Raw genomic sequence first — 14,978 nt, 5'->3', positions numbered from 1 at the left:
ACTATTCGCCTCTCTCTTTCGGTAGTGCAATAATAAATAACGCACCACCTAAATCCCCTTTTTCGATTGCAATACTTCCATTTAAATCTTCTACTAACTCTTTCACTTTTGCTAATCCATATCCTCGCTCTCCTCCTTCTTTCGTCGAAAAGCCTTTATAGAATATGCTAGTAATTATTTCATCATGAATCCCTTGCCCTGAATCTTCCACTTCAATTAATATTTCTTCTCCAATATCAGTTACAAACATCCTTACTCTCTTATCATTCTCTTCATTTTTTTCAATTGCTTCAAATGCATTCGTAATTAAATTTCCTAAAATAGAAACGACATAATTACTCTCAATATGTGGACTTAATTTGTGTAAACCACTTTCTCTATCTAGCATAAAATCAATCTTCAACTCTCGTGCTCTATTATAAAATCCAATTAAAATTCCACCTAGCCATGGATTTTGAATCCGCTTCATAATAAATTGAACAAAATCTTGATATACCGCTGTTTCCTTATGAATAAGCTCTAAAGCATCTTCGTATGATTCTAATTGGATAAGACCTGAAAGCGTATACAATAAATTGTTATATTCGTGCGCTTGCGCTCGTAATGCCTCTGTATATTGCTTCGTCTGAGATAATTCTGCTGTTAACTGATCCATTTCAGATTTCAAACGTAAGCTCGATACAACGCCAGTTACTTTATTCTTTACTTTAATAGGTAGACGGTTCGCAATAACAGCCTGTCCTTTTATATTTAATTGGCGATCAAACTGTTCTTCACCAGTTTGAAGTACATCTAGTATCGTTGAATTAGGAATTACATTTAAAATAAATTCCCCAATAATATTTTGTTGTTTATCTAGCGAAAGAATATCATAAGCTGCTTGATTGACTAAACTAATCATGCCATTTTTATCGATTACAATAATCCCTTCACGTACAGATTGAATCACTGTACTATGCTCTTCATATAAAGATGAAATTTCTTCTGGTTCCATACCGAACATCATTCTTTTTATACTTGCCGCTAAATATATAGAGCCGATTACTCCAATTAATAGGCCTATTATTGTAATCCAAAATACACGCTTTCCATACACCTCTACCGCTCCATGAATATCATCCATTGAAAATCCAACAGACACCACACCAATGATTTCATTTTCCTGATTACGGATTGGAACTTTTCCGCGTAATGAAGGGCCTAATGATCCAGTTGCTTTCGAAACATATGATTTTCCTTCTAATAAAACGCCTTTGTTATCTCCACCAATCATCGCTTCTCCTATTTTATCTCGCTCAGGATGTGCATATCGAATCCCCTCTTTATTTCCAACTACAATGAAGTCAGCCTCTGTATCCATTCGAATTCTTTCTGCAATCGGCTGAATAATAGAAGCTGGGTTTTCTTTTTGAAAAGCTTCCTTTATTTCAGGTATAGCAGCAACTGTTTTCGCAACATGCAAAGCCCTTTTGCCAATTTGCTCTTCTACCGTTTCAGATAATATGTAATAAAATAAATAACTCGTTAGCATAAGTACAACTAAAATAAGTGTACTAATAGTTAATGTAATTCTCGGTTGGAGTTTTAATTTTTTTAATTTCAAAACCATTCCCCTAACATGATTAAAGATAGAATTTAAAGAATATACAGTCTCTTTAATTATACTTAATCATAACACGGTTACTCTATATTTCTTTCTTTTTCTCTTCATAAAAAAAGAAACGAAGTAAAATTACTACCTCGTTTCTTAACATTCGTTATTACACTTTAAACTTACTAATCATCTCTTGTAATTCTTCTGCCATTTGTGATAAATGGACTGCTGCTGCATTTATTTCATCTACTGAAGCTAATTGTTCCTCAGAGGAACCAGCAATATTTTGAACGCTTGCTGCATTTTCTTCAATTGTAGCTGCAATTTCATTAATAGATGCACTTACTTGTTTTGCATCTACCGTCATTTGTTTTGCTACATCTACCATGTTATCAATTTGTACAACTGTATCATCCGTAGATTTCAATATTTCAGCAAAGCTTTGCTTCGTTTCATTTGCAACTACAAGTCCTGATTGTACTTCTACTCCAACTTGATTCATAGAGCTTACTGTTTCTTTTATATCAAATTGAATCTCTTTCACTAGTTTCCCAATTTCCGTAGAAGACTGTCCTGATTGTTCTGCTAGCTTTCGCACTTCATCTGCTACAATTGCAAATCCTCTTCCTTGCTCTCCAGCTCTCGCAGCCTCAATTGCCGCATTTAACGCTAATAAATTTGTCTGTTCAGCAATATGTTGAATCACTTCAAGGATTGCTCCAATTTGTTTCGACTTATCGTCTAACAAACCAATGATTTTGTCTGACTGCGAAACAGACTCATGAATTAATTGCATTTGATTCACAGTTTGTTCAACTAACTTCCCACCATTTTCAGCTTTTTTCTTCGTATACATAGAGGCTGTAGATACTAATGAAGAACTATCTGCAACACGCTGAATTCCTTCTGTAACTTCTTCTAACAATGTTGCTCCTTCTTCAACTTCTTTCGTTTGTATTTCTGCACCACTTGATACTTGCTCTATCGCCTGTGTAATTTGTTCCGTTGCTTCGCTTGTCTGCTTCATACTAGCTGTTAATTCTTCTGAAGATGCCGCTACATGACTTGCTGAAGTGTTTATATTGGAAATGACACTTTGTAACGATGCAGCCATCTCGTTAAAACTTTCTCCTAGCTGCCCAATTTCATCTTTAGAATGAACTGTAATTGACTCTGTTAAATCGCCTTCACTAATCTTTTTCGATGATATAACAAGTTGTTTTAACGGACTAATAATAGAAGCAATTATGAAGTAAATTAAAATCCCACCAATTACTAATGAAATACCAATAACAGTTATTGTTTTATAGAAAATAGGGTTAGCTGCTTCGATAATTTCTTTTGAAGGCATAATTCCTGCTATTTTCCATCCAGTTTTCTTATTCGTTTTAAAAGTGATATTGCGATCTTCACCATCTAATGAATAATAAAAATCTCCAGCTTCCTGTTTATACAATTCTTTACTAAGTTTCTCTTCTAATTTCTCTCCTGGCTTCATTTTCGGGTGCGCTACTACATTTTTATCTTGATCAAATATCGCTACATATCCTTCCTTACCGATATTAACCATCTTAGAAGTAGTAACAATATTATTAATGATTAAGTCAATCCCAAGAACTCCACTTTTATCCTCGTTTTGTTTTGCTAGTGTAATAACAATATTCCCTGTCGTTTTTGACTTATATGGAGCAGTTACAATTACCTCTCCACTTTTCTTCACGGCCTCTTTATACCAATCTCTTTCTGTAGGATTATATCCATCTGGCATCTGAATAGCTGGTGATTGAATGAACTGTCCATTACTAGATCCTGTATAGATTGCTTCCATTTCTGGATGCAGTTTATTGTATTCTTCTAGTTTATTTTGTATGTTTTGAATTTGATCTGCTTGGTAACTTGATTGTGTGAATAATTTCGTAAAATAAGTTGCATCTACTTTTTTACTATCCAATTCTTTATTAATTACATTATCCAAAATTTTTATATTATCTTTCGCCGAGTTTAAAATCGTTTCATTAAAATTCGTCTTCGCCTGTTGATAAGACGTCCAACCAATTACAATACTTGGAAGAATTAAAATGATAACAAATGACACAAGTAACTTTGTTTTTAAACTACTACTCCTTAATTTCCCTTGAAACATATTTCTACCCCTCCATACCGTTTTAAATGTAATTATCTCACATTTAATTTATTTATATAAATTACACGATTAATTGTATTAACTCTTTGTCTCTTTTTCTATTAAAGAGTTAATACATACCTTTTTCATTCTATATAAATTAAATAATTAAAACAATATATAAAAATGTATATTATTCGAAATATTATAATTCACAGAAGAACCTCCAGTATTTCACTTACTAGAGGTTCTTTCCACCTTACTATTCTTTATCTTTTTCTACTTCTTTTTTCTCATCTTCTACTACAGATACAACAGGTTTATCACTTGATAATTGCTGTACTGTTCCTTTTCCAGCAAATCCTTCTAATAACTCTTTTAAGTCAATTCCAGAAGAAGCTTTTAACGTTTCTTGCATCGTTGCCATTAAATCAGTTGCATAACCCGCAACTTTTCCGGCGCCGCTATTTTTACCACCGCCGCCTGTATCAACAACTGTAATTTTATCAATGTTACTAAGCGGACTTGCAACTTCCTTCGCATAACTTGGAAGCATTTTAAGAACCATATCCATAATTGCCGCTTGGCCATATAACTCAAATGCCTCTGCAATTTTTTGCTTCGCTTCTGCTTCTGCTAAACCTTTTAATCTAATAACATCTGCTTCCGCCGTACCTTGTGCTTTTTGTACTTCCGCTTTCGCTTGACCTTGCGCTTTTTCGATTTCCGCCTTCGCTAAACCTTCTACACGTACTTCTTCCGCACGAGCTCTCGCTTCAGCTTCAATCTTATATTGATCCGCATCTGCCTTTTTAATTTGTTTTACTTTTTCTGCTTCCGCTGATTGCTCAACAGCATAGCGATCTGCATCTGCTTTTTTCTTAACTTCTGCATCATATTGCTTTTCACGACGCGCAATCTCTTTTTCTTCTAACTCGATTTGCTTTTCACGCTCAATGATTTTAACGCGCATTTGCTCTTCTGTAACACCTTGTTGTGCTTTCGCTTGTTGTAATTCGTAAGAAAGATCCGCATCTGCACGGGCTTGCTCTTGTTCCCTCTTATAGGACTGTACTTTTAATTCTTTATGTTTTTCAGCTTCAGCGATTTGTGCATCACGTTGATATTCTGCTTCTTTTGCCTCTTTTTCAGCACGTGCTTTTTCAATACGTGCTTCTTTTTCACGCTCTGCGTTCGCAATTGTTGCATCACGCTTAACGGTCGCAATTTGCGGCTGACCAAGCGCATCTAAGTATCCGTTTTTATCCATTATTTCTTTAATTGTGAAAGAAACAATGCGAAGTCCCATCTTCTTTAAATCTGTAGAAGCTACTTCATGTACCTTTTGAGCAAATTGCTCTCTATTACTATACGCATCCTCTACTGTCATAGAAGATAAGATTGCACGTAAGTGACCTTCTAAAACCTCTTTTGCTTCTACTTTTAACTCTTCCGTTTCTTTTCCTAAATATTGCTCAGCTGCAGTAGATACTTCTTCAATTGTAGAACCTACTTTAATAATAGAAACACCATTTACTGTAACTGGAACACCTTGCTTCGTATACGTATCACGTGTACCAACTTCTAATTTGTAGTTTAATAGGCTTAAAGGTTCTGCTCTTTGCATAATTGGAACTACGAAAGTACCGCCCCCGCGGATAATCTTAATCTTCTTTCCATCATCAGTGGTAACAACATTCTTTCCTCCACCAAGCCAGTTCCCTGTAACAATTAACGCTTCATCTGGACCAACCGTACGATACTTCGTAATGAATACTAAAATGAGTAGAATTAAAATTGCCAGTAAAACTCCACCGATAATTAATGGAATCGTCATGTAAATTCCCCCTTATAATTTTGGTTTCTTTAAAGAATAAGCGATGTTTTGTACAAGTAAAACACCATCTTGGACTCCCTCGATAATAACCTCTGTTCCTTGCGAAATATCTTTTTTTCCAACTGTTTTAGCTGGGATTGCATTACTTCCAAATTGGGATGAAATTAATACTTCACCAAATCCTTCTGTAGGAATTGTCGTAATGACTTCTCCTTTGCAACCGATAAATTCATCCATACGTTGTACGGTATTTTGCTCTGCTTCTGCAATCGGTTTTAAAATTAGTATTTTCATGATGAAAACACCGATAAAAGATATAGCAAATGCAGCCCCAAAAATAGTAATACTATTAAAGGAAAACAAATATTCTCCTATATAACTAAGCCCACATAACATGGCGAAGAAACTAAGTAATAAAGTAACAACGGATACAGCTCCGCCCCCAAAACTAAATATCGATTCAAATATATCTCCAAAGAAGATATAAATAACAGTGAGTATAGTAGCAATAATAAATCCATATAAATAAATTGTTTCAAGTGGATAACCAAACAAGACCATTTCTTATCCCCCTTTCTTAAACAATCCCTTTTTTGTTATATGTATGCCCCACCTCTTTCAAAGATTATAGTTCTTAATTTTCAGTTATTTACCTTTTAAAGAAAAGCCTGTAAGACAGGCCTCTAAAAAAGAACAGGAGAAACCTATTGTGACAGGCTCCTCCTAGAAAATAACCGATATATTATATATCTATATAATATACTATTTTCCACAAAAAGTAAAGTTAAACATACATTGGAAAGACACTTATTTTACTGATAATTTGTACGTTCCATCACCATTATCATATTTATATACATACAAGTAATACTTGCCTGGTTTTGCATTAAATTTCGCTTCTATATGATTCCCATTGGCTTGACCGTAAGCTGCATAATTTTGCATATCTGATTCATGGTGAAGTACCCATGTCATCCCAATTCCATACTCATTTAAAACAGAAATGTCGATATCTTTCGCTGATGCTACATTAAATGTATAAACATCAGTGTGGTCCCCGCCAATAAGACTGCCTTTTATCGTACTATTTAGCCCGATACGATTTGCTTCTTCTGGACGATTATTTGGTTCTGATTCTGTTAAACTTCCATCTTTAATCGTAACAGTTGTTTCGCTTCTGCTCTCTTTGCCTTTATCATCTTTTACTCTTAACGATACTTTATAAGAACCTTCTCTTTCATATACATGTACTGGATTCACTTCTGCACTTGTGCTTCCATCTCCAAATTCCCATAAATAAGAAACAATTTTTCCATCTTCATCGTTTGAGCCATCACTTTTAAATTGAATTCCCTCTTTTACAAGACCGCTATAAGGGCCATTTATATTAACCGTTGGAGCTTTATTTTCTCCATCATCTTTTGCGATTCCATGGAAGACTACATCATATTCAAATTCATTTGAACTATTCACACGATAATTGACGAAGTATGCTGTAACAGTTTTGTAGCCACTCCATTCTTTTTGCGCCAATTGTTCTAAAGATTCATTTACTCTTTTACTCATTGCTTTCCAATCTTCTGATTCACCTTTTGTGACACTACCTGTATACGTACCTTCTAATGTAAATGTATTAAAGAATTGAGAATTATGTTTTGTCATTTTTGTATCTTTCATAGGCAACGTACCACTAATTTCTTTTTTCACTTCAGTTAACGATTTCGGTGCATGTTCAGCTAAATAATCATCTGCTACTTCCGGTACATTATATTTATCTTGATTATCAATTAACTGCTGCATATACTCTTGATACTCTTTATTTAACTTAGGATCTTTACTTAGATTTTCACGATATGCATCATAATTTTTCACGTCATTCGCACGAATCAAATCTTGAATTTTATCAAATGTTTCAAACTGATGCGTATATAAGTAAGACTGCAATGCGAACGAGTAATTATAGAAATCCCAAGAACCGTATTTAGCAAATAGTGTACGCTCTGCTGTATAACGGCTTGCAGGATCAGATGATAATCCGCTAATTATACTCTTTCTTGGTACAACGTTATTCGTACGAGTAGATCCTGCGAAAAACTCTGCATTTCCTTCTTGGAACCAAGTTAGCCTTTCATTTTGATACATATCTCCTCTTCCAAATAAACCAGGAACTTCATATCTCCCTTGCAGATAATGAGTAAATTCATGACGGAATAACTCTTCTAAACTATAAATACTTTGCTCTGGTGTACGCTCATATGTAAAGAATGTACCTGTCTCTTCAATATAAATTCCACCGTTGTTTGTTTCATATCCATACAATTGTCTATTTAACTGATATTCATCTGGACTATTATAAATTACGATCGTTAATACATCATCCGCATTTCCTGGCTCTAACGCTTTGTCATTTCCAATTACACGGTGATACTGTGCCTTTACTTCCTTCGCAGCCCAATATAGTCTCTTAATTTTTTCTTCTGATACTTTATCTCCTGTTTTGAACACAATTGATCCATCGTCGAATGTATACGTTTTTGGTAAGTATTGCTCTTTTCCTTCTTTACGTATTTTCTCTAAATCTACTGTATTCCCGCTATAATCTTTACCATTATAATTTGTTGTAATTTGTTCTACCGCAACAAAATACGGTTCACTTAAGCGCGGGTACATATGCATTGCTTGTGTAACAACCTCTAATCCTTTATTTGGATTGCTATGAAACTTCCCTAAACGGCTAGCAAAATAAATGCCATTATTAACAAGCCATTTATTTTCTGGCGTTACTTCATTTAGAAGAGCAATACGATTTATTTCATTAATAAACCCATCTACTTTTCCATACCACATCGTTTCATTCGCTTCTTTACGAGCCTCAGTTAAGTACGACTGTATATCATAGTCAATACCTTGCATGATATCGTATATTGCTTGTCCCTTCATTCGATCATTTACATAAGTAGTATAATTATCATTGTATTGCTTTAAAATATTCGATGCGTATTGAACCGTTTCAACATCGCTTGAAGCATTACTAATTAATTTACCGTATGCAGATACGACTGTATCTTGTTCAACTGTACCAAGCTTAAAGTTTGGATTGTTTGCGATTGCTTTTAAAGCAGGTAAACATTTATCCTGGAAGCTTCTTTCATTTAAGTCGCTTAATTCACTATTATAAAATGCAAGATAAAAAGCTGAACGCAGCACTTCAGTAAACGTTTGAATTCCTTTTGAATCATCTTTCGTAAATGTACTACCTCTATGAGCTAATTCATCTATAATGACTTGCATTTTTCCTTTATCTTTATAAAAAGCCTTTGCATCTTCATTAAACTGGAATAAGTCTGTAATTTGGTGCCACTTAATACTGCCTAACGTTTCAACTAATTCTCGATCATTCATTTTGTTTAAATCAGCCATTGAATAGCTTTCTTTAACTTGCTTTACTGCAGTTTTCTTCGTAATAGATGCTGGTCGCTGTGAAAAATCTCCTACTTTTAAACGTTCTTGAAATGATAAAGTTTCATCAACTTTTGAAATATGTCCAACTTCATCTACCGACTTTTCAATTCCAACCGGTTTCGTTTTCAACACGTTATACGGTACTTTTTCTTCCGCTGCTGCATGAGTTTGAAGTGCGCCTAACGATAAAGCCATTGTACTAATGCTAAGCATCACTTTATTGATCTTTGATTTCTTGTTCATATCCTTGCCCCCTATTTTAATATTCCATTCAAGAATTTAACATAAAATCTGGATGTAACAATATAAAATGCAATATTTCATATTATTTCTTCCTATAATTTGTACATATCGTGAACACATTGCTCTTTACCTCCCTAAAACAAATTGCATCCTTTCACATTATAAAAAGGTAATTTTTTGACAATTAAAAACTTAATTGTTATGATTATTATAATTGTTAACTTTATTAAATAAGGGTGGGATTCTATGATAAAAAAAGAAAACAGTGTATTTTATATCTCCTTCTTGCTAACAACATTATTCATTATATGGGGAATTACCCCAGCAAGTTGGATACAAGGCTACGATTTACAAAGTGTTACATCTTCTTTAAACTCATTTATCCTCAATAAATTTGGGTGGTTTTACTCTCTACTTATGACTACAATGATTATTTTGGCTGTTTATTTAGCATTTTCTAAGTACGGTTCTATTCGTCTTGGTAAAGATGGAGAAAAGCCAAAATATAATTATCCATCTTGGCTATCCATGTTGTTTGGGGCAGGAATGGGAATTGGACTCCTCTTTTATGGAATCGCTGAACCGATTTCACATTTTACAGATCCATTAACAGGAAAAGCGGGGACAGAGGAAAGTGCCAAACTCGCTATGCAATATTCATTTTTCCACTGGGGACTCTTTCCGTGGTCACTATACGCAATGGTCGCTTTAACAATTGCATATTTCACATTCCGCAAACAAAAAGGTAGCACTATCGGGGCTACAGTTACTCCATTATTTAATCGATCGAAAAATTCTCGTATCGGAAAAACAGTTGATATTCTAGCTGTTTTAGCCACAGTATTTGGCATTGTGCCATCTGTTGGGATTGGTGCTCAACAAATTGCTGGAGGATTAAGCTATTTATTCCCTTCCATTCATAACACTTTACTTACTCAGCTCGTACTTATAGCTATCTTCGCTGTTTTATATTTAACGAGTGCACAAACTGGCTTAGATCGTGGGATTAAATATTTGAGTAACTTGAATTTCTCTCTTGCAGGTATTTTACTCATCTCTTTCTTACTTTTAGGACCAACTGTATTTATTATGAAATATTTCACATCTACACTCGGTTCTTATATTGGAGCTTTGCCTAGTATGGGATTAAATTTAGGAGCATTTAATGAAAAATCTTCTTCTTGGATTGAAAACTGGACTATTTTCTATTGGGGATGGTGGATTTCTTGGTCTCCATTCGTCGGTACATTCATCGCTCGTATTTCTAAAGGGCGCACAATAAAAGAATTTATTTTTGGAGTTGTATTAGTCCCGACTCTTATCTGTACATTTTGGTTTGCAGTATTTGGTGGTACCGCAATCCATATGGAAATGTTCCAATCGCTTGGAATAGCTGATGAAATTGCAAAAAATGGTACAGAAATTGGATTATTTGCTGTTATTTCACATCTACCATTCTCTACATTTTTAACGATTATCGGGTTGATTCTAGTAGCCACATTTTTCGTTACTTCTGCCGATTCAGCAACATTTGTCGTTTCCATGCAAACGAGTAACGGAAGCTTATCACCGAAAAATAGTTTAAAACTTATATGGGGATTAACAATCGCGATAATTGCCGCTATTTTATTACAAGCTGGAGGATTAAATGCACTACAAATCGCAGCTATAATTGCTGCGCTACCATTTTCTATTGTAGTCGTTCTTATGGTTACTTCACTCTTTAAAGAGCTACGAAAAGAAGATGTTAATTTGCAAACGAAAGAAGTGCCGAAAAAAATAAAAAAGGTTATGTAACGATTGGCGCCTCAAATCACTTCTAAATCCGTAATAAAACCCATTCATATGAAATATCATTTTCATATGAATGGGTTTTTCACTCTATTATATAGTGTTGTAAACATGCTTTTTCCTCAAAACCTATTTTCTTGTACAATTTCATCGCACGATCATTATTCGTATTCAAACATAGTACTATCTCTCTCATCCCTTGGAAGGAGAAAATATACTGAATTGCCCCTTGTAATATCCGCTCTCCGACACCTTTTCTTCTACTATTTTCAGCGGTTGCAATAAATTCAATATTCGCTTCATGAAACTCCGGATTTACTTCAACATATACATAACCTTCTAACTTACCATTCTTCATACTTACAAATAATTTATTCGTATCACTTAAACGTTCAATGATTTCATTTCCTTCATAATATGTATTAGGAAAAATATTATTATGTAAAACAATAAACTGCTCAAATACTTGTTGAGATGCTTCCTCTACTTGATTTATTGTACATTGCTCCACATTAGTTTTCTTTAAAATTAAAACGCTATGTTTCTCTTGTTTTTTAGCTTGTAAATATTTCATAAAGTCGATGCCATTACTATTTTTCACGTGATAAAATCCATGAAACTTTTGAATATGAAGTGGAATTTTCTCGATAAGTTTCTTCCACATACTTAAAGCAATCTCTCCCCAATTCGAAGCTATAATAAAAGGCCCCCAAATCTCCGCACTTTCGCTTACCTTATCTATATCAAATCCTAATACACCTACAATTTCATTATTATCATTATAAGAAACGACAAAAGACTTCTCCCACCCTATATCAGAAAAACCATGAAGAATAGCGTCCAATATTTCTTCATGATTTTCCCCGCAATAACCAACATGCTGCGTAATATCTTTATTCATCATCGAAATAAATTCTGTAGCTTCTTCGATCTTTGAAATAGAATTAATATGCATAACTTCCCCTCCTTTTCTAATACACTTAGACAATCACTAGTAATATCCTTCTCTAGTAAAAAAAGACATCATCATATGCATGTTTCTAATAAAACCGCCATGATAATGTCTTCTCAAAAAAGCAAAAATTAATTATATATAACAATAAGATTAAACGTTATTTATTTCTTAAATAATCTCTTTCTAAATACGAACATACTTAGTGCGGAAAGAACAAGTGTTATGCCAGAAAGTAAAGTCGAAGTGCTAGCTTCACCGCCTGTTGATGGTAAAAATTTCTTGCCTTCCTCTGGCTTATTAGTATGTTGTTTATTTAAAGTGTCTGCTTTTCTTCCCTCGTTTTCAACAACTTGATTATTCCCTTTTGGCTCTTGATCCAATCCTGTTGCTGATTCTTTTACTTCTTTCTTTGGTTCTTTCGCTTCTTCAACTTCTTTTGTTGGCTCTTTTTCTTCTTCTTTTGTACCTTCAACTTCTTTTGTTGGCTCTTTTTCTTCTTCTTTTGTACCTTCAACTTCTTTTACCGGCTCTTTCACTTCTTCTTTTGTTTCTTCAACTTCTTTTACCGGCTCTTTCACTTCTTCTTTTGTTTCTTCAACTTCTTTTACTGGTTCTTTCACTTCTTCTTTTTCAATTATATTTTGAATTACCGTTCCGTTAAACCTTATGCTAATTTCATCAGAATCTAAATCAAATTTATACACCTTTTCACCTGGCGTATTCCATTTTATTACTCCGTTATTAAACGTCCCTCCCTCACTTGTCAATTGAATATTTTCAATACTTTCTCCTTCTAAATCATATACAGGAACTTGAATTTCTTCGTTTATTTTTGCATCATTTAAAATGATATTTTGTCTTCCAACATCAATTGTAAACCACTGCCCTAATTGTATTAACGGCCTGACATCACGAATCTCATTCCCAGCTAGATTTAAGCTAAATAAGTTTAGCATGGAACCAATAACCGTTACATCTTTAATATGATTGTCCGCAAGATTTAACCACTGCAAATTTTCCAATGAAGATAGTGGTGTTATATCTTCAATTTGATTATGAGATACATTCACATTATTCAATTGTTTCAAGTTTGAGATGAACTCAATATTTTTCAGGCCTACTCCTTCTAAAGTGAGTTTTTCTAAGTTCGTCATGTACTCTAAACCTGTTATATTTTTTATCTCATTTCCATTTTCTTTAAGTATCTCTAATTTTTTAATCTGTAATAAATCTTCTTTTGTGATAAGAGCGTTTAAATTCTCTCTACCTAAATTCTCTTTATTAATATGTTGTTGTAAAGTTTTATCGAGAATTACATTTTGACTTTCTTTTTGTTTTTCAACTATATTCTGTATAACCGTACCATTAAATCTTATTTTACTTTCAGTAGAATTAGTATCTAGTTTAAATTCATATATTTTTTCTCCAGGACTATTCCATTTTATAAATCCGTTATTCAGAGTAGCCCCTTCACTTTGCAAATTAATATTTTGAAGTGGCTCTCCTTTAAGGTTGTATACTGGGATTTTTATTTCTTCATCTACGCTTCCTTCATTTAAAAAGATTTTTTGTCTTTGAATATCAATTGAAATTCGCTTACCTAATTCCTCAACAGGCCTTACGTCAAAAATTTCATTTGCTCCAAGATTTATCTCATGTAAATTTGTTAAAGTGCTCAACGGCGATATATCAGAGATATAATTCTCTTCTAAATTCAGCACTTGTAAATTTCCTAATTGCGATAATGATGATATATCTTTTATTTCACTATCAGAAATTTCTAGTTCAATAAGATTACTCATTTTACTAATAGATTCAACATTATTAATTTTATTGTTCCCTATCCATAATAATTCCACATTATTTAATCGATCAATTCCCGTAAGATCACTGATTTGATTATTTGCTAAGTATAATTGTTTCATAGTTGATACTGTAAATAATGGCTGGATATCTTTAATGTTATTACCGATTAAATCTAATGTTTTAATTTTTTTCATTTTACTTAATGGTGTAAGATCAGAAATTTTATTATCTCTTAAAAAAAGCATATTAATATTCTCTAACTGCTCAATTGGGTGAATACTTTCAATTGAATTAGACGTTAAATCAACGTACTTCAAACCTCTCAACTTCGAGATGGCTGATATGTCTTTTACATTAGACTCTCGTAACGTCAACTTCTCTAAGTTTGTCATATACTCTAAACCAGTTATTTTATTTATTCCTTTACCTGAATAAATGGATAACGTTTTAATTTGTAATAAATCTTTCTTTGTGATTGGCGCATCTACATTATCTCTATTTAAGTTATATTTATTAATATATTTTTGTAATTGCTTATCTAATATTACATTTCCGTTTTCATCTTGTTGCTCCTCTTTATTTTCCTTTTGTTTTTCTGGAACATTGTTCTCTAAATTCAATGTATTTACTTCAAACTGTACTTGGTACTTATTATCATAGGCCATTGTTGGAATATAAATATGCATTCGCATATTATACCTTTTTCCTAATTCCCCTACTTCAAACTGAATCACTTTCGTTCCATTTTTCTTTTTATCTTCTGATATTACTTTCACATCATGAAACACACCTGGAGTATGAATATCCTCTGTTTTCAAGTATTGAAAGAAATCACTATCACTTAATGTTGCTGTTACAATTTTCTTTCCATTCTCAATTGTTAATTTCGGATCCTTTATATAAACAGCTGCCATAGACTCTTCATTCGTTTTATCTTTATACGCTTTAATAACAGCGTCATATGTACCATCTTCTAAACCTTGTCCAGTTTTATTCGCCTCAATTGCTACTGCCGCTAAAGCAGGTGTTGAATAAACAGCAAACGGAAGTGATAACGCTGCCGCTATAATCATTGCATTTATACGTTTTCTTTTATTTTGTTTCAACTTTACATCTCCTCCGAAATATATAATTCGAAATGTAATCATTTCTCGAATAAATGATAATG

At 33.4% G+C, this 14,978-nt stretch carries 8 protein-coding genes and 1 pseudogene; 1 reads left to right on the top strand and 8 read right to left on the bottom strand.

Annotated features, from left to right (window positions below; all coding sequences use genetic code 11):
• Window position 1: 1 nt before the first annotated feature.
• The 6 genes and pseudogenes from AB6801_RS28910 to colA all read right to left on the bottom strand — a co-directional run bounded on the left by AB6801_RS28910 (window position 2) and on the right by colA (window position 9,258).
• Window positions 2–1,609 (bottom strand): ATP-binding protein, encoded by a 1,608-nt coding sequence (locus AB6801_RS28910; RefSeq protein ID WP_080024498.1) that lies wholly within the window; start codon window positions 1,607–1,609, stop codon window positions 2–4.
• Between the two features lie 151 nt (window positions 1,610–1,760).
• Window positions 1,761–2,621 carry a methyl-accepting chemotaxis protein gene (locus tag AB6801_RS28905; protein ID WP_370941341.1) on the bottom strand — a complete coding sequence of 287 codons (861 nt, stop codon included), beginning with the start codon at window positions 2,619–2,621 and terminating at the stop codon, window positions 1,761–1,763.
• Between the two features lie 81 nt (window positions 2,622–2,702).
• Window positions 2,703–3,737, bottom strand: a pseudogene (locus AB6801_RS28900) (HAMP domain-containing protein); the annotation flags it as partial.
• Between the two features lie 241 nt (window positions 3,738–3,978).
• The gene (locus tag AB6801_RS28895) at window positions 3,979–5,553 is read right to left on the bottom strand and encodes a flotillin lipid rafts scaffold protein FloT (protein WP_000155022.1); all 1,575 of its coding nucleotides are present in this window, start codon (window positions 5,551–5,553) and stop codon (window positions 3,979–3,981) included.
• A gap of 12 nt (window positions 5,554–5,565) precedes the next feature.
• Entirely contained in the window at window positions 5,566–6,114 is a 549-nt protein-coding gene (locus AB6801_RS28890; protein WP_000242433.1) for an NfeD family protein, read from the bottom strand.
• A gap of 246 nt (window positions 6,115–6,360) precedes the next feature.
• Complete coding sequence (gene colA / locus AB6801_RS28885) at window positions 6,361–9,258, bottom strand: collagenase ColA (protein ID WP_097999542.1); 2,898 nt, start codon at window positions 9,256–9,258, stop codon at window positions 6,361–6,363.
• A gap of 246 nt (window positions 9,259–9,504) precedes the next feature.
• Between colA and opuD the strand changes: the two genes are divergently transcribed.
• A complete protein-coding gene (opuD, locus tag AB6801_RS28880) occupies window positions 9,505–11,055 on the top strand; it encodes a glycine betaine transporter OpuD (protein ID WP_000591579.1) in 1,551 nt (516 codons plus the stop codon).
• Window positions 11,056–11,134: 79 nt separating this feature from the next.
• On the opposite strand, the gene AB6801_RS28875 is transcribed toward opuD, so the two are convergent.
• Both AB6801_RS28875 and AB6801_RS28870 read right to left on the bottom strand, forming a co-directional pair.
• A complete protein-coding gene (locus AB6801_RS28875; protein ID WP_097999543.1) occupies window positions 11,135–12,004 on the bottom strand; it encodes a GNAT family N-acetyltransferase in 870 nt (289 codons plus the stop codon).
• 161 nt (window positions 12,005–12,165) lie between these two features.
• On the bottom strand, window positions 12,166–14,916 hold the full coding sequence (locus AB6801_RS28870; RefSeq protein ID WP_370941340.1) for a leucine-rich repeat domain-containing protein: 2,751 nt from the start codon (window positions 14,914–14,916) through the stop codon (window positions 12,166–12,168).
• Window positions 14,917–14,978 lie beyond the last annotated feature (62 nt).

Source organism: Bacillus sp. RCC_6_1 (assembly GCF_041360755.1).
GTDB classification, from domain to species: Bacteria; Bacillota; Bacilli; order Bacillales; family Bacillaceae_G; genus Bacillus_A; species Bacillus_A cereus.
Note: the sequence above shows the minus strand (reverse complement) of the source record. Positions and strands in the feature narration are given on the sequence as shown.